This window comes from Fibrella aquatilis (assembly GCF_017353255.1).
Classification (GTDB): Bacteria; Bacteroidota; Bacteroidia; order Cytophagales; family Spirosomataceae; genus Fibrella; species Fibrella aquatilis.
Genome location: NZ_JAFMYU010000024.1, coordinates 1 through 16,697 on the forward strand (window position 1 = coordinate 1; position 16,697 = coordinate 16,697).

The 16,697-nt window shown below is 54.8% G+C and carries 18 protein-coding genes; 12 read left to right on the plus strand and 6 right to left on the minus strand.

Annotation, left to right across the window (positions count from 1 at the left end):
- Positions 1-21: 21 nt before the first annotated feature.
- A complete protein-coding gene (locus tag J2I48_RS22920; protein ID WP_207337846.1) occupies positions 22-1,815 on the minus strand; it encodes a M3 family oligoendopeptidase in 1,794 nt (597 codons plus the stop codon).
- Between the two features lie 130 nt (positions 1,816-1,945).
- Here J2I48_RS22920 and J2I48_RS22925 point away from each other — a divergent pair, with 130 nt between their 5' ends.
- Entirely contained in the window at positions 1,946-3,892 is a 1,947-nt protein-coding gene (locus tag J2I48_RS22925; protein ID WP_207337847.1) for a histidine kinase, read from the plus strand.
- Positions 3,893-4,060: 168 nt separating this feature from the next.
- Positions 4,061-5,548 carry a TonB-dependent receptor gene (locus tag J2I48_RS22930; RefSeq protein WP_207337848.1) on the plus strand — a complete coding sequence of 496 codons (1,488 nt, stop codon included), beginning with the start codon at positions 4,061-4,063 and terminating at the stop codon, positions 5,546-5,548.
- 104 nt (positions 5,549-5,652) lie between these two features.
- On the opposite strand, the gene J2I48_RS22935 is transcribed toward J2I48_RS22930, so the two are convergent.
- The 4 genes from J2I48_RS22935 to J2I48_RS22950 all read right to left on the minus strand — a co-directional run bounded on the left by J2I48_RS22935 (position 5,653) and on the right by J2I48_RS22950 (position 8,421).
- Positions 5,653-6,216, minus strand: a complete 564-nt coding sequence (locus tag J2I48_RS22935) for a DUF308 domain-containing protein (protein ID WP_207337849.1) — start codon at positions 6,214-6,216, stop codon at positions 5,653-5,655.
- A 418-nt stretch (positions 6,217-6,634) separates the two neighbouring features.
- Positions 6,635-7,453, minus strand: coding sequence for an aminoglycoside 3-N-acetyltransferase (gene aac(3) / locus J2I48_RS22940; RefSeq protein WP_207337850.1), 819 nt, complete (start codon positions 7,451-7,453; stop codon positions 6,635-6,637).
- 12 nt (positions 7,454-7,465) lie between these two features.
- The gene (locus J2I48_RS22945; protein WP_207337851.1) at positions 7,466-7,978 is read right to left on the minus strand and encodes a hypothetical protein; all 513 of its coding nucleotides are present in this window, start codon (positions 7,976-7,978) and stop codon (positions 7,466-7,468) included.
- A gap of 95 nt (positions 7,979-8,073) precedes the next feature.
- Positions 8,074-8,421 (minus strand): hypothetical protein, encoded by a 348-nt coding sequence (locus J2I48_RS22950; protein WP_207337852.1) that lies wholly within the window; start codon positions 8,419-8,421, stop codon positions 8,074-8,076.
- 295 nt (positions 8,422-8,716) lie between these two features.
- Here J2I48_RS22950 and J2I48_RS22955 point away from each other — a divergent pair, with 295 nt between their 5' ends.
- The gene (locus tag J2I48_RS22955) at positions 8,717-10,564 is read left to right on the plus strand and encodes an alpha-amylase family protein (RefSeq protein ID WP_207337853.1); all 1,848 of its coding nucleotides are present in this window, start codon (positions 8,717-8,719) and stop codon (positions 10,562-10,564) included.
- A gap of 353 nt (positions 10,565-10,917) precedes the next feature.
- On the opposite strand, the gene J2I48_RS22960 is transcribed toward J2I48_RS22955, so the two are convergent.
- Positions 10,918-11,646: an XRE family transcriptional regulator gene (locus J2I48_RS22960; protein WP_207337854.1), complete on the minus strand. Its 729-nt coding sequence runs from the start codon at positions 11,644-11,646 to the stop codon at positions 10,918-10,920.
- A gap of 60 nt (positions 11,647-11,706) precedes the next feature.
- Between J2I48_RS22960 and J2I48_RS22965 the strand changes: the two genes are divergently transcribed.
- From J2I48_RS22965 to J2I48_RS23000, 9 genes are all read left to right on the plus strand, one after another.
- Positions 11,707-12,030 (plus strand): hypothetical protein, encoded by a 324-nt coding sequence (locus tag J2I48_RS22965; RefSeq protein ID WP_207337855.1) that lies wholly within the window; start codon positions 11,707-11,709, stop codon positions 12,028-12,030.
- A 135-nt stretch (positions 12,031-12,165) separates the two neighbouring features.
- Positions 12,166-12,738: a hypothetical protein gene (locus J2I48_RS22970; RefSeq protein WP_207337856.1), complete on the plus strand. Its 573-nt coding sequence runs from the start codon at positions 12,166-12,168 to the stop codon at positions 12,736-12,738.
- A gap of 14 nt (positions 12,739-12,752) precedes the next feature.
- Positions 12,753-13,019 carry a hypothetical protein gene (locus J2I48_RS22975; RefSeq protein WP_207337857.1) on the plus strand — a complete coding sequence of 89 codons (267 nt, stop codon included), beginning with the start codon at positions 12,753-12,755 and terminating at the stop codon, positions 13,017-13,019.
- Positions 13,020-13,030: 11 nt separating this feature from the next.
- On the plus strand, positions 13,031-13,438 hold the full coding sequence (locus tag J2I48_RS22980) for a hypothetical protein (RefSeq protein WP_207337858.1): 408 nt from the start codon (positions 13,031-13,033) through the stop codon (positions 13,436-13,438).
- Entirely contained in the window at positions 13,435-13,560 is a 126-nt protein-coding gene (locus J2I48_RS28500) for a hypothetical protein (RefSeq protein WP_262899106.1), read from the plus strand. Before J2I48_RS22980 ends, J2I48_RS28500 begins: the two co-directional genes overlap by 4 nt.
- Positions 13,550-14,041, plus strand: a complete 492-nt coding sequence (locus tag J2I48_RS22985) for a hypothetical protein (protein ID WP_207337859.1) — start codon at positions 13,550-13,552, stop codon at positions 14,039-14,041. Before J2I48_RS28500 ends, J2I48_RS22985 begins: the two co-directional genes overlap by 11 nt.
- Entirely contained in the window at positions 14,041-15,429 is a 1,389-nt protein-coding gene (locus J2I48_RS22990) for a DUF3987 domain-containing protein (RefSeq protein ID WP_207337860.1), read from the plus strand. The genes J2I48_RS22985 and J2I48_RS22990 overlap by 1 nt, the downstream gene beginning before the upstream one ends.
- 26 nt (positions 15,430-15,455) lie before the next feature.
- Complete coding sequence (locus J2I48_RS22995; protein ID WP_207337861.1) at positions 15,456-15,821, plus strand: hypothetical protein; 366 nt, start codon at positions 15,456-15,458, stop codon at positions 15,819-15,821.
- 3 nt (positions 15,822-15,824) lie between these two features.
- Positions 15,825-16,349, plus strand: a complete 525-nt coding sequence (locus J2I48_RS23000) for a hypothetical protein (RefSeq protein WP_207337862.1) — start codon at positions 15,825-15,827, stop codon at positions 16,347-16,349.
- Positions 16,350-16,697 lie beyond the last annotated feature (348 nt).

Sequence of the window (16,697 nt, forward strand, 5' to 3'; positions counted from 1 at the left end):
TATGCCGAAGCAAACTGAAAACTACAATTTATCAATCTCCTCCTGCACAAATGCCATTAGCGCGCCAATGTGGTCCTTGGAGAAATCGAAGGGGACGTGAGCGGCGGCGTAGATGTCGCGGATGGGAGCTTTGTAGCCTAGCTTGAGGGCGTTTTTGTAGCCCTGGAGAGCCTGTTGGGGGTTTTGACGGTAGTTGCGCCATACGCCAATGGCCCCCAGTTGGGCAATGCCATACTCGATGTAGTAGAAAGGCACCTCATACAAATGCAGCTGTTTCTGCCAGAGGTATTCCTGAAAGTGCGTCAATCCGCTCCAGTCGGTCACAGTGTCGCTGAACTGGGTAAAGATGCGGGTCCAGTTGGCCCGGCGGTCGGCAACGGAGTGGTCGTCCGCGACCCCAGGCGGGTGTTCGTAGACCCAATGCTGAAACTTGTCGATAGTGGCTACCCAGGGCAGCATCTCAATGATCGATTCGAGGTGCTGGCGTTTGGCACGGCGTAGCTGCTCAGCAGCCTGTTCGGGTGTGCGGCTGTCGTTGGGGTCGAAAAACGCGTCCCAGTGGTCCATCGAGATCAGTTCCATAGCCATTGACGCCAGTTCGGCTACTTCCATGGGCGGGTTGCGGAAGGCTTTCAGGGGCAGTTCACGCGTCAGAAACGAATGCACGGCATGGCCCCCCTCGTGCACCATCGTGACCAGGTCGCGCAGGCTGGAGGTGGCGTTCATAAAAATAAACGGTACACCAATCTCTTCCAGCGGATAATTATACCCACCCGGCGCTTTGCCCTTCCGCGACTCCAGGTCGAGGTGGCCCATGCGCCGCATCACGCGCAGGTAGCCGCCCAGTTCGCCGCTGGTGTCGAGCTTATCGAAACAGCGTATTGTCTTCTCGATCAGCTCGTTACCCGTTGTAAACGGCACCAGCGGGGGCAGGCCGTCAGGGTCAACTTTGTGGTCCCAGGGGCGCAGGGTGGTTACAGATGGGTCGTTTTGGGCTAGTTTCTGTTGGCGTTCGGCCATTTGGCGGCTCACCAGCGGCACCACGGCTTCGGCCACGGCGGCGTGGAACGTGAAGCAGTCGTCGGGCGTGTAGTCGAACCGGCCTAGGGCGGCAAAGGCGTAATCGCGGTAGTTGGCGAAACCGGCGTTTTGGGCCATCTGATGGCGGAGTGTGACCAGCCGGGTAAAGAGGTCGTCCAGCTTATCGTGGTCATCAAACCGGCGTTGCTGAATCAGAAACCAGGCATCTTCGCGCACGGCCCGGTTGGTCGATTGCAGCCGGTCTGAGGCCTTTTGCAGGGTCACTTCTTCGCGCATCCCGTCGGTGTCGATCACCACCGTCATGGCCCCCACAGTAGCGGCATACTGGCGCTCTTCGGTCTGTAATTCGGTCTGAAGCGGAATGTTTTCGGGCCGGAAAATAGCGCTCGCCTGCCGCATCCCACGCACCATAATTGCATACTCAGGCGTGGTCAAATCAGCCAGGAGCAGACTCTGGAGAGCTTTTTTATCCAGTTCGTCACCCAGTTCGGTCATGGGTGGCTGAATGGTTTCGATGAAAAAGTTGAGCCGCTCGGTCAGGTCGGCGTTGGCCGTGTCGCAGGTCATGCGGATGTAACGCCAGGCAAAGTTTTCGGAAAGGTACGACTCCAGTTCGCTCCGGTCGGCAAACCACCGCCGCAGGTCGTCGGCATTGGTGAGCGGTCGGCTGAGGAGGTTGTCGTAAAAGGGTTGCGCGTCGGCCCAGGCATTAAGTTCGTAATTTTCAGGCAAAAAGTGCCGTTTGGGGCGGGTCAGCGTTAGTTCAGGCTGCATGGAATGGGCTTGTTGGTCGAAAAGCAAAGTCACCATCTAAGGTACGAAAGTTAGTGGTGAGCGATCAATGGTTCGTGGTGTGTGCGTACTTTCGACTGATTATCACCCACAACCGTACCTGCCTACCCTCATGCAACTGTTCCGATTTCTGCCAACATGGGTCTGGCTCTGGCTGATTGTGGCTGTTAGGGGCACGTCGGCAATGGCGCAGTCAGAACAGTCTGTAGGTCAACTCACTTACTTCCACGACGCCGGCAGCACCGTTACAGCCGCTCAGTTGACGCAGCCAGCCGCTGCACCACGCTTCTGCCCCTATCAGGCCGATTCAGTCGCGGAGAAACAGATGGCAGGCAGCACACTCTGGTTGCGGTTTGTAGCCCACAACCCCAGCCAGCACGACACCCTCACGCAGGTGGTATATGCGGGCAGGCAACCTTTGCTGCAGCTCTATGTACTGAACGAAACCGGCCAGCCCCAGCAAACGGCCAGTGGCGGCACCTTGGCCGACTGGCCCGCAACAAGTTATATACCAGATGGTTATGGCTTACCTTTTCGTCTACTGCCGGGTCAGCACCGCACGCTGCTACTGGCTCTGCAACCAGGACTCTTCTTCAACAACGGCCTGGAAACGCCCGTGCTATACAGCCTGTCGGGCTACCGGGCGTTCAAGCAAGACCTGTTTTTTCGGCAACGCTGGCTGCTCATTCTATACGCCTTTGTGATCGGAAGCCTGTTTTTTGGCAGCAGCTTTGCCCTGTTTCAATACGCCACCCGCCGCGACCGGGCCTTGATTTACTACGCTGGCGTGGCCTTTTTTTCGGCCCTGATGGTGATCCGAATCGCCGATTATAACCTGGAGATACGGACGGTTTCGTTGCTGGTGCACCGGTTTTTTGCCTACGAATACGCCATCAACTCAGGAGCAGCCGGGTGTTACCTGCTGTTTCTGAGCGAGTTACTACACCTGAAAAAGAATGCCCCCCGCCTGCACCGGCTAACCAATGGGCTTATTATGGGCTGCGGCGTTGTATTCATACTCTCACTCTGGTTCACGCCGCTGCTCATAGATCAGTCGGCAGGTATGGTGGCGCTGGCGGGGTTGCCCCTACTCACCGCCTTTACTATTGGCCTCACTGGCTGCGTGCTCGCGGTGGTGGGCCTAGCTTACTACCGAAACCTGCCCCTCAGTGGCTATTTTCTGGTGGGCCTGCTACTCATTACGGCGGGCTATGTAGTGATGCTGGGGGTGCTGTTTTGGGGAAACGAGCAGGGCCAATCGGCCACCGCTATCCTGCTAAATACACCTTCGGTTTACCTGATCCTGGGTATTCTGGCCGAAATGCTCTGCTTTTCGCTGGCCCTCGGCGAACGCACCCGACAGTTGGAACGAACCCGCATCGAGTTGCAACTGCGGCAGAAAACGCTGGAAAAACAAGCACAGGAGGCCCTGCTGCTAGGCCAAACTCAGGAGCGCAAACGCGTAGCCGCCGAACTCCACGACACACTGGGGGGCACGTTAGCGGCCATTCGACTCACCATGAAAAGCCTGAACGCCAATGAGTTAAACACCAAAGAGCAAACAACGTATCAACAACTGATGGATATGGTGGGCATGGCTATTCAGCAAATGCGGCACCTTGCCCACAACATGCTCCCCGACGAACTAGCCAAGCAGGGGTTAGTCTCTGGCCTGACCACGCTGCTGAGCAACCTGAACCTAAACCAGCAGACGCAGTTCATTTTTAACACGAGAGGCCTTACTCAGCGGCTCGACAAACAGACTGAGTTTACGCTATATGCCATTGCACTGGAGGTATGTCATAACATTCTGAAACACGCCTGTGCCAGTCAGGCCACGGTAGATTTGGTGCAGCAAGCTGGCAAATTACACCTGCTCATCTGCGACAACGGGGTGGGGTTTGACATGGGGGCCGACACGGCCAAAACGGGTATGGGCCTCACCAACCTGCACGAACGGGCCAACAGCCTGGGGGCCGCGCTCACGGTCTGGTCGCAGCCCGGCGAGGGTTCAGTAGTAAGTTTGTGGGTGCCCCTGGGCGTACTGACTCCGTCATAGGCAAAAACAACGCTGATAAACCGGAAGGGGGCGTTTTTTCGTTCAAACTATAGTGGGCCTAAGCCCTGTCACCGCCTCGTTTTGGCCTGCGAATTACCCGCCAATCACCAGCCGCAACCGCGTGGCTACTTCCCACGTTATACCTTTGTCAGGAACTTCCATCAGCACATGTACGAGAAAAATATAGGCACCAAACAGAAAGCGCTTCGGCTTAATCTAGACCGACGCATCTACGGCTCGTTTGCCGAAATAGGAGCCGGGCAGGAAACCGCCGCCGTTTTTTTTAAAGCCGGCGGGTCGTCGGGCACGGTAGCCAAGACCATGTCGGCCTATGACATGACCTTCAGCGACGCGATCTACGGCAACGAGGAAAGCGGTCGGTATGTGGTAGAGTCGCGGCTGATTAAAATGCTCAACAAAGAGTACAGCCTGCTGGAAAAACGCCTTTCTGAGAAGCGCGGGGCCGATACCACCTTTTTTGCCTTTGCCAATACCGTGGTGGCGCTCAATTATCAGAAGACTAACGAAGGCCACGGCTGGCTGGGGTGCCGGTTTCAAAGCGACCCCCTCAGCCCACCCAACGATGTGATTATCCACGTGCGGCTGCTCGATAACGAGAACGTGTTGCAACAGCAAACTTTGGGCGTTATTGGCGTAAATCTGATCTACAGCTGCTTTTATTACGCCAAATCGCCCGAAACGCTGGTGCTATCGCTGATGGACGATCTTTCGCCCGAGCGGATTCAAATTGACACCCTCCGCTGCGAAGGTCCTACGTTCGAGGGTGTCGACAACCGGCTGCTGAGCCTCTATCTGGTACGCAACGGCTTCACCGACGCGGCTCTTTTCGGTCCCGATGGACGGGTTTTGCAACCGCAGGAGGCCCTTTACAAGAAAAACATCGTGGTGATGCGTGGCCGGTTGCGCCCCGTCACTAACGTGCAACTCGACATGATCGATAATGGCCTCAAGCAGTTCCGCGAAGAGCCTGACGTCGATAAGGACCGCGTTTTGTTACTGTCGGAACTGACCCTGCACAACCTGAAAGCTAACGAGCAGGGCATCGATGAGAAAGACTTCCTGGACCGGGTCGATATTTTGTGCGGGCTGGGACAGACGGTAATGATCTCTAACTACCACGAGTATTATCGGCTGGTGGCGTACCTCTCGCGCTTGACGCGCCTGAAAATTGGCCTCATTATGGGCATTCCCAACCTGGAATACATCTTCGACGAGGCTCATTACCACTACCTGGCGGGGGGTATCCTGGAGTCATTTGCGGCCCTGTTTAGCCGGAAAGTAAAACTGTTTATTTACCCCACACTGCGCAACGGGCATATCTACACCTGCGATCAGCTCGAACTGCCCCCCACGCTGGAACCCCTGTTTCAGTACCTGATCCGCAACGATAAGCTGGAAGACATCACTGACTACAACGAACAGAACCTGCACATCTCGACCGACCGCGTGCTGGAGATGATTCAGGCGGGCGAAGACGGCTGGGAGAGCATGGTGCCCGCCCCGGTGGTGAAGCAGATAAAAGACAATTGCCTGTTTGGTTACCCCTGTGAGGTTGAGTATACACCGTTAAGGCAGCAGATTAAGCAGGCCGTTGAACAGGGTGAACTCGGCACCGACCTACCCGTGGGCGTATAAGAGCAACCGACAGCTAACATCCCATTAAAAAGGGTTGATTCAGCCATGATTCATGTGTGCTGAATCAACCCTTTTTAATGGGATATTAGCTGTTGAGCAGCAGGTTATCTAGCCACAGACGTAGGCTTCACCACGGTCAAGCGCGCGGTCAGGATCACCAATATACCCAGTGCAATGGGAAAAAAGCCTGTGATGCCCAGCGAGTCGGTGAGGCCAATAGGGCGCAGCATGGTGTTGAATGCCAGGTAGCCTGCCACGGCCACGCTAAGGAAGTGAACAGCTTTCATGGCCAATGATGAGCCGCCTTCCATAAGTGCTACGTACATAGCCCGCACCGATTGCATGAAGGCATAAACAACGGCCCAGAAGCCGATCATGTCAATGAAACCTTTGATACCTTTTGATGCCATGATAATGAAAACAACTCCGAAGATAAGGTCGTTGAGGGCGTGCAGCGTAACCCAGAAATTGTTGGGATCTATTCGACTGTTAAACCGAGCATAAACCCCGCCCGCCAAGCCCGCCAGCAGCAAGATTACGCCTAGCGCACGGCCAGTGCCGTAAGTAAAGTTATTGGCGTAGACAAACATGGCTCCGCCAAGTAAAATGTAGCACACACCCCGGGCTAAAAGCAGCCACGGAGAGCGTGGTTGAGGTTGATTATTCATTGGATTATCGCGTTGAGTTGTGCGTCCAAAACCGTCTGCCGCCCACATTGTTCCTCTTTCCTAGGCTACAGCTACGTTGTTGCCGTGTAGACCAGAACGTATCTAGCCGATTACCTACAGCTTGGCATTACCTTATTACCGTCATAACCGGTTGATTACAAGCCCTTTTTCGCCGACACAGACGCTAAACCCAAGCTAATTGCCTAAGTTCTGGTCAACTAATTCGGCAGAAACAACCCGTTGTGTAACGGACCTTTTTTCGCCTGAATCATTCTATGTTGACTGAAGACCTTAGGCTGTTGCTCAATTGCTTACGGAAACCCCACCCCCACCTGACGGCGTGGTTGTGCGCTGGCTGCTTTGGCTATTTGATAGTAACAGGGCGGCTACGGGCCGGAATAGGCCTGGTTGAAATTGGCTACTTGGTAAATCGCTCTTCCAGCCACTCAACGGCGTAAGCAATAACATCGGCGGCTGGCACCAACACAGCATCGGCGTGACCGATTTGGCCCCGCTGCCCACCCCCTTGAGCTAAAAAATCGGTGACGATGTGGGCAAAATAATCGGCGGGTAAGCCATCCACAACGGGGTCTGTTGTGTCGAATTCTTCAATTAGCTGCCAACTGACGCCGCCGTTCAACCACAGGGGCACCTCCACACGCATAATGCGTTTGCCCGGTATGTCGGCCAGGTGTTCGGCATGATGCAGCAGGCTCATCGTGTCGAGGGGGGCACCTATCATCAGGACTTGCCCGCCAGCCGCTACTAGTTTAGCAAACGGCGAGTCAGGGCCAAAGCCGTACTGAAGGGCATGGTTTGCCGTAAACCACTCCGCCCGGTGACCCAACGCAACCACCGATGTGCCGGGATTAGTGCTCCGAAACGCTCCGGGCGTGGTGCGGGCAAATTCGGCGAAGACCCCATGATCGCGGTTGGCCCTGGAACGGGCGGGGTCGAAGGGTGGGAGGTGTGGTTTGAGCGCGGCAGGCACATACCCACCTGCCTCCAGCGCGTCTTCATACTGCTCATCCCAGCTAACATAGACCAACAGCGTACCGGCCGGACCCACCACGTCGAGAATGGCCCCAATCAGCGCATCTGGCCCGTTGAGCATGGGTCCCACCGCCCGCAACCCGGCATGAGTCATAACCGCATCGCCCGCCCGCAGGCCCAGCACGGCCAGCTGTTCGCTTAGCAGTTGGCGTGTCCAGTACGCCCCATTTCCAACGGTTAACATCAGGCATTCATTTTATTTATGAGACGTAGTTAACTGGTTAATAATCAGCGCTAAATGATCATGCAACTGCCTGAAATCAGTGGTTCGTTTTCTCCTGTTTGTGAAGAAGAAAATGCCGAGCCATTTGTGCCGACCATTTTTAGTTCTGTGGGTAATCCGTTTAGCCACTTCCATAAAAAAGTTATCGTTATTACCCATCACTACTTTGATTTCGCCTGTCCCGACCGGGTGCGTAAAGTCAATACAATACCAGTCTGGTTCGGAGCGGTCGCCCCAGGAAGTAATCCGTTCGCCAACATACAACTTAAGCCCATTTGAAGTATCGGCCCAGGCGTCGTAGCTAAACGCACCCATTCCGGTATTGAAATACGCATACTGCTTAATTAAACGGGCCATGTCAGCAACGAGGGCGTTGGCCGAGCGCAGGGCTAACGAGTCGGACCGACAAGACTGTGTGCCAGCAGCTTGTGATGGATACACCGCTGTCATTGTTCCGAAAAGACAAAGCCAATAAACGAGTTTCATGGTGTAGGGGTAGCTAAATGTAGCGTAGTAAACAGTTGGGAGCTACCAAGCCTTTATGGGCCGTCAGCTCCCATCACTCAACGGCATCATTGCGGTTAGCGAGGCCCACGGGAGCCGCCGCCGTAGCCAGGCCCTGGCCTGTTACCGCCATACCCCCCACCATACGGACTACCAAACGAACGGTTGTTGTAGCCGTAGCGTGGGGCACCGTAGAAATGGCGGTTGATAATAACCGGTGGGCGATGAAGGCCTAGCCAGGGGCTTGGCCCACGAAAAACACGTGGCCCCCACATGCCTGGGCCGGCCCACGCGCCGCCACCCACCCAGGGGCCGGGGCCAAAATGGGGGCCGGTGCGAACGCCTATAAACGATGGGCCGCAGCTGCTCAGCGCAATCAGCAACAGCAAAGCGGCAAAGGCAGACAACAATCGGTTTGGTTTCATGGCGATTCAGCTTGCCGATTAGGAGCTAAACTGACCGGACAAAGATGAAACCAGCTGATTAGGCGGGTATTAGTCACAGATTAGAACTCGGTTAGATACCCATCGGCTAACACTTTTCTCCATCTAGGGCAAGACCAAAAGCAGCTCGTTGGCTCAGTATGAGGGCTGAACAAACCCAGGTGCCTGTCTAACAGCCTCACAACGCGCGTTGCATAGCCGCAGTGAATAACGTCCGCCCCGGCTGGCTTTTTGGCCCGTAAGGCTGAACTTGCAACCCTAATCTGTTCGCCTCCCTATGCCTACTCGTACGCGTCGCACAAAACTCACCTTCTCCCGCCGGGCGTTCACCACCGGCCTACTCGCCACCGGCGCGCTGAGCAGCCCACTGATGCAGGCCGCAACGGAACTTCTGAAAACACCCCCTCCTGCCACGCCAACCGATAAACTCGTTGTCTACCAAATTTTTACGCGGCTGTTTGGCAACACACAAACCACCAATAAGCCCTGGGGGACCCTGGCCGAAAACGGCGTGGGCAAATTCAACGACATCACCGACAAGGCGCTTCAGGAAATCAAAAAACTGGGCACCTCGCACGTGTGGTACACAGGCGTGATCGAGCACGCGAGCATGACCGGCTACTCGTCGCTGGGGGTGCCGCCCAACAACCCGCTGGTGGTGAAAGGCCGGGCCGGGTCGCCCTACGCCATCCGGGATTATTATGACGTGGCCCCGGATTTGGCCGTCGACGTGCGCAACCGGATGGCTGAGTTTGAGGCGCTGGTGAAGCGGTCGCACGCCAACGGGCTGAAGGTCATCATCGATTTTGTGCCCAACCACCTGGCCCGCGAATACGCCTCCAACGCCAAGCCGGAGGGGGTGCAGGACCTGGGCCAAACCGACGACCCAACGAAGGCTTTCGACCCCAACAACAATTTCTATTACCTGCCCGACGAAGCCTTTGTGCCCCCCGCCGGCCTCGCCCTCCCGGAAACGATAACGGCCCCGCCCTACGTGGAAAACCCCGCCAAAGCCACCGGCAACGACGTGTTTAAGGCCCAGCCCGATAAGAACGACTGGTACGAAACAATCAAGCTGAACTACGGTGTCGACATTCAGAACGGGCGCAAAACGTATTTCGAGCCGGGCGGTTCGGCGAATCGGCCTGGCACCTGGACCAAAATGCGCGACATCCTGCTTTTCTGGGCCGGAAAAGGCGTTGACGGGTTCCGGTGCGACATGGCCGAGATGGTGCCGGTTGAGTTTTGGGGGTGGGTTATTCCGCAGATCAAAGCGAGCCGGGCCGACGGTGCCGTCACGTTTATTGCCGAGATCTACAACCCGCAGCAATACGCCAACTACATCAACACCGGCAGGTTTGATTACCTCTATGACAAAGTGGGACTTTACGATGCCGTGCGGCCCCTGATGGAAGGCAAAGGCAGCACCACCGCCCTCTCGCGGGTGTGCGCCGGCGAGTCGGGCACGTTGGGTAAACACATGCTTCGTTTCCTGGAAAACCACGACGAGCAGCGCCTGGCGTCGCGGCAATTTGCCGGTGACCCACTGGCCGCCATTCCCGCCATGACCCTCTCGGCCACCCTGCACACGGGACCAATTATGACCTACTTTGGGCAGGAGGTGGGCGTAAACCCTACCCAGGCCGAAGGTTTTCAGGGCGACGATGGGCGGACCACCATTTTCGACTATTGGGGCATCCCTGAGTACCAGGCCTGGACCAACGGCGGCCGTTTCGACGGGGGGAAGCTGACGGCGGCGCAAAAAAAGCTCCGGCAGTTCTACGTTCAGTTGGGGCAGCTCGTCAACGGCAGCGGGGCCATTCGGACGGGGGCGTTCCGGGACCTGCAACAGTACGGCCCGGCCCCCGCCGGTCAGGAGCGGCTGTTTTCGTACCTGCGTTTTTCAGCCAACCAAAGACTGCTCATTGTCTGCAACTTCGACCGAAACGCGCCGATCACCACGCAACTGACCATCCCCGCCGACGCCTGGTCAGCCATGAAGATGCCGACTAAAAAAGCCTACAAATACTCCGATATTTTTCGCACCAAAACCATCATCACGGCCGGGGCGCGGGTGCCGGTCACGGTGCCGCCGCTAGGGGTGCTGGTGCTATCCATTTCGTAGACAACGGGGCAGTTGGTGGGCTTTATTTTGGGCTTCTCGGCCGCCTACCTTGGTCTATACCCCTCGTCGTTACAAACCCAATAGTAAAGGGTAAATCATCGAACGTCGATTACGTTTACAGCCAACGCAGAGCATGAGCGTATGCTAGCAAACGTGATAGTAGAAACAAAAAAGCCAGCTAGGTACGAACCTAGCTGGCTGATAATCAATGAGCGGGAAATGGGTCTCGAACCCTCTCTTTATTGGCAATATACTGCTTATCATCTGATTCTGAGCGCTTTTGTGATGCCATTGTGTTGAAGGTTACTGCCCATTTCCCATTTTATCTCCTTTTTACTGCCACGTTTTTGCCCCTATCTGGCGGGTGCATAGACGATGTGTTTCACGCGGAAGACGTGGTGGATCTGATCGGCCGGTACGTTGATGATACCGCCCGTCGGATTGTCGGCATGGAGTGCCAACTGTTGATGTTGTAGAAGATCATTCGATACGATACGTCTGACGATGAAGTAGTTGTTGTAGAAAATTGCGTACACGCCACTCGGCATATAGGGCCACTGACTGGGCTGCTCCCATTCGGCCAGGACAATCGTCCCGTTCGGGTAGTAAGGTTCCATACTGTCATTGTGGATTTCGACAAGGAGATTATTCTCATAGGTTTCCCCTGGTTGCTGGATAATAGTCATGCGTTGAAGTAAACCGAACGCGCTACTGGGGCCTTCGCCGACACTGAAGCGACTACGATCCTGAGCAGGCACATACGGCAGGTCGATTAATTTATTATTGGTTACTGTGTGAACCACGAGTTGGGCATTCGATTCCCCTAGTTGCTCCTGATCAGGAGCATTCCCTTCCATTGCATCGGTGAGTTGCTGAACCGGCACCTTGTAGAGTTGAGCCAGCTTGGCCAAGTCCTGTGATTTGGGCTTGCTGATGCCCGTTTCCCATTTCTGGACGGCCTGATGCTGCACATTAAAATGGGCACCGACTTGCTTCAAGGTCAGGCCGTTGGCTTTACGGAGGGTTCGGAGGAGGGTACCGAAAGGGTATTCTGGAGAATTATTCTCTCTTTTTAGTTGCATAATTATCTTTTTAAGAGCATTATTGCAGTGTAGTTATTGCAGTGCAGGGAAAACACTGCAATGATTGGTCACAAAAAGATAAAAACCATGCACTTGATGGGAGAAAACGAGAGTAATGAGTATACGGTCATGTATTGGCGGGTCAAATTCAAGGAGTTAAGGCCCAAGCTTGACCGAGAATGGATGAAGCAGGTAGGCGCATTTGAGGCGCATTTCTCAACCGCCGATGGGTTGAATATGCTCTTGCAAGTGCAAAAAGGAAGAGCATGCCTGGCGAACACGCAACGAGTGGTGCAGACGGTGGAGCGTCTGCTCGACAAGAAAGAGAGCAAAGGGAAGCGGCGACGTTCGCTGGCGAAACGGCAAAAACTGGCGACCGCATGAACGAAGCCGAATGGGTAGCCCGGAGCTACCAGTTAGTGCCCGGTCTGTTGATCGGTATCCTGTTACTGTCAGGCGGTTTAGCCCTGATTGGTTTATGGCAAGAGTGCAAGAGTTCAACCACAAAACATGCTGACAATGGCATCTACAAACCCCGTCGATAGATCGACACAAATACGTACCCGCCTGGCCGAATTATTCGATCAGACCCACAAACCGTTTAACTGGACCAACCCGAATACGGGTGAGCAGATAAATTCTGTCTGCATGCGTAGTCGGCATGAGATGCCCGAAGCGACCTGGGAGGCCATCTGGAAAGAAAAGCGTGAGCTGCGTACTGAATTGAAGGCGTTGCTGCTGTCAGATCCAACCGTTGTGAAAGTTCGTACTGGCTACTCGGTGGCTGGCTGGAGTGAGAAACACGATTATTTCCGCAATAAGGTCGATACGTTCAACACGCTGGAGGAGGCACAGGCCTGCCTGGCGGAGTTGAAAGCCCGCGCTGATTGGGGTATTCCGACGGTGATCGTCGAGCGGTTGTTTTCCCTGGCCACCTCTCCTAACCCGGAAGAGTTTCATGAGCCGGATTACATCAAGGGAGGCGGTTACGCTTATGGATCAGACCGGCTGGTTGACAAGCATATGTGCGGCACGAAAGGCGTATCCTGGAACACGCTGCTTCGTCGGCTCATGGGTGGCTACACCTACTAACCTACACTAACGCTATGAAAATGACATCGAATGAGCCGGTTTTAGTGAGCCTGCTTGACATTATCCAACTGGCTGATGCTGGCCACCTTGCCGAACAGGACGACGATATTCTGGACGCTATGCGGTCGCTGATGGAGAACCTGCTGGCCGTGATGAAACAATTCGGGAAGCCCGATTACACGTCGCCAAGTTTACCGCGTCCGGTAACGATAGCCTGGCTGGAACAGACGATCTGCACGATTACTACCTTACTCAACACCCGTTACGGCTGTAACGATTAACCCCCCTGACCATGCTGTCTATCCAAGTATTACCCGCCGACAATCGGCGGGCGGTGAATGCTTTTCGCCGGTTTGAAGTACCGTTTTACGACAACGAAGCCAATCGGCTGCTTCGTGAATTCATCTACTATGAACTGCTGAAGGTGCGGCTTGGGGCCTGCTTCAGTACCAGGGTGGCCACGAGCCTGACCGAAGCCCAACTGGAGGAACTCTACCGGGCGGTGCCAACGGTGGCGTGTCAGGTGGTGCTGGTCTACCCCGTGCTGGCCAACCTTCGCCAGGTACTGCAATATGCCGTTCGTGCGCAACAGCAGGAAGAAACGCCCTTGTTGCCAGGCTACGAGCGGTGGGAACTGCACATGCGATTTGTGGCCATTGCGGAGGGTGTATTTGGCGAATTAACCCCTGTGCAGCCATGAGGGGAATTAACCTGGCCATGGGTGTGATCACGCTGGTGGCGTGTGCTCTGCTGAACCTGAAAAAGGTACTGACTGAGTACCGAAATGAGAACGAATTAGACCCTTCCGAATATGAATCCTAAGCCGAATAGGCCAGCCTTTGACGTGCTGGCCCCTAAGAAACAGGCGTTTGCCGAGTTACAGCGTGAACTGGCTGAACGTATACACATATCCGGTACGGAAGCCGATCCTGAATTGGTGGAGCGGACGATGAACGCGGCCATTGACCTGATTGAAGGACTGGAGGTAGCGGCGGGTACACCGAAGCATATCCACGGTGAACGCTACGACACGTACAACCAACAGCAACTGGCACCAGGGCGTGATTTGGTGCAGCAACAGTATGTGGCACCCCGTCAGGTGATCCACCATACGACGGAGGTAAACGTGCCGCCGAACGACCGAATGTACAAGATCAACGAGGACCTGATCATTGGCATGAATGGACACTTTGTGTTCCGTCCGATCAGCCGAAAACTGCACACGGCGGTGGGTGAGATTGACCTGTCGGTAACGGAGGCGATCCGTTTACTTGACTTCCTAAAATATGACTATCAACTCTAATGCGCCAGTATAACCCTAATGGTCAACCAATTGACAACAAAAAACTATCGCAGCCGGGGCCGTATGCCGCCCTGGTTACGGATGATGACCTCGAAGCAGAGGCCAAAAAGCGGCGCAAGGGGCTGGTGTTTCCCCTGGAGGTGTTTCCTGATCGGTTGAAGGCGCTGATTGCCAGACTAGTGGAAGATCTGCACGGCGAACGGGCCTTTATTGGCCTGACGCTGTTGCAGGCAGCGGCTTCGTCCATCGGCTCATCGCTCCGGGCATCGACGGGTAACTGGGAAGTGTGCCTGAGTATGTGGGGGGCATCGGTGGGTATCTCCAGTTCGGGGAAGTCGATGATCCAGGGTATTCTGCTCAAACCCCTCAACAAGTTTCAGGATGACTACAACCGGGAATACGTGGATAAGTGCAAGAGTGATCCAGACACCATGCACCCGCAGAAGGTGCTACTGTACTCGGACATCACGTTCGAGTCGCTGATCAGGGACGTGTTCGGCAACAACTTCAAAGGCGTGACGCGCTATGAAGACGAATTGCTGAAGTGGATCGACGATATGGACCGCTACAAAACCGGCAAGTCGGAAGCCTCATTCTGGACGGCCGCGTGGTCACCGTCGTCATCATTTAGTATGCGGCGCTCGAATGGGAAGCTGACATTCATTGAGAAAAACCACCTGGTGGCCTCGGTAATGGGATCGACGCAACCGGACGTGCTGTACCGCTTCTATGAACAGAACCGGCTGGCCACTGGCTACATCTTCCGGATGCTTTGGGCGTTTGCCGAAACTGACCGCGTGATTTCGCCCAACCTGATGTTTGCCTTACCTCAAGAGATCCTGGACCCGTATTACGGCATGATTTCCAGGCTGTTCCGGGAACTGAAGATGGAGGATAAAGACAGCGAACCACAGGTAGTGAAGCTCAACCGGCCGGGCATTCAGCTTTTTCAGGAATGGCAGGATAGGCACACCATCACGATCAACAAGATGGATGGTCTGACCGATAAGAACGTGAAGGCGGGCATTTTCGGCAAAATCAAGGAATACGTACTGAGAATCAGCCTGATACTGGCGGCTATGGATTGGGCTTTCTGGGAGCCTGATTTGACCAGGCTGGAGAAGTTCGGCATCGACGAGCAGTACGTAGCCAAAGCCCTGAAAGTCTGCGATTACTTTTTGGCTACGGGCTACGAAGCCTACCAGGTCGCTAAAAACAAGGTGCTGGTGCCGCCACAAGTGCTGGAGTTTGCTTCGCTGCTAAAGGCGTTCCAGCACAACCAAACGGCACTGGCTGACCACCTCGGCGTATCGAAGCAGGCGGTGAACCGGAAGCTTCGTGATTACATCGACAAATTCCCCTCGGCCTTCGGGGCAAAGAACGGCTAATGAGTTCAACCACAGATCAATAGACAATGTCAAAAAAACAGTATTTCACGGTGCCAGGCACCAACCATAGTCACAAGAACAAGCTGGAGGCTTATGTAGCCTCGCAGCTCAAGCAGTTCGATTGTCAGATTATCGAATCGGTCGATGATTTTAAGACGCACGTTGCCGCCGTGGTGGCCAGGGCTAACCGGGCGCACCCACGCTGTAAGCCAACCGCAATGATTGGCCATCACGGCGCGACGACCAACAAAGTTGTGGTGGTTGGGCTGAGTGGCTTCTCCGTTTGGAGCGTCAACATCTACCAGGTAGCGGGTACGTTGACCGGGGCGTATGACGGCGCAATCAGAGTACCTGAAAAAGGTGAAGACGCGGAGCAACTAACCCTGCTGTAAGCTATGAAACACCGATTTGAAGACCACCCAGATTTTACGGATTACATCTGGTATCCGGGGAAAGACACCCATCCCATGCTCAAGAAGCGGAGTGACGCTTTCATGGCTTTACCGGAAGCGGAGCGGATGGCTGATTTCATCATCCCGAACGTGATAGGTGATTATTGCCTGAAAGCAGGTGACTGGACCCTTGGCACTCATCACCATAACGATCAGCCGTACTTAATAACGAGCGTTCAGATCCTGGGAGATGAACACTGGGATCATTGGGAGTGGTATCGCGGCTACAAGCCTATTTCTGGCGTGAAGGTCCACTGCTACAGAGCTATTCGGCTTGACGACTATTTAAAGCACGGCTGCAAGCGTACTACGCGCGATGAGCAGTACAGCGGTTTTGGCGGGTACGTGCCGCAAGATGATCACCTGACGGAGATTGTGAATGGTTGGCGAGGTCAGATCAAGATCTGGAAGGTGCCAGAACCTGAAGCTGTCACCAGAGCCAAGCACGGTCAATTAGCCCTGTTGTAGGCCATGAAAGCATACACGTATCTCGGAGATAGGCTCACGGATGAATCCCTGAAAGGAGTTACCTGCACGGCTGTTTTGAGCCAGCAGGGTAAGTGCATCCGGGGCAAGAACGGCAACATGCTTGTCGAGTTCGCCGGAGGTCATCAGGTCGTTGTACTTGGTCGTCGATTGCGAAAACGGTAGCACGTTGACATGTTGACGCGGTTTTGTCCTATTCGACAGCTAACGCGCTGACAGTCAATGTAAAGTCCTGTCAACAAATGTCAACATTTCGCCGGAAACAGAACACGTAACCCGCTGATAATCAATACTACAAAGTCAATGGCCGAAGGTTGACAGATGTTGACG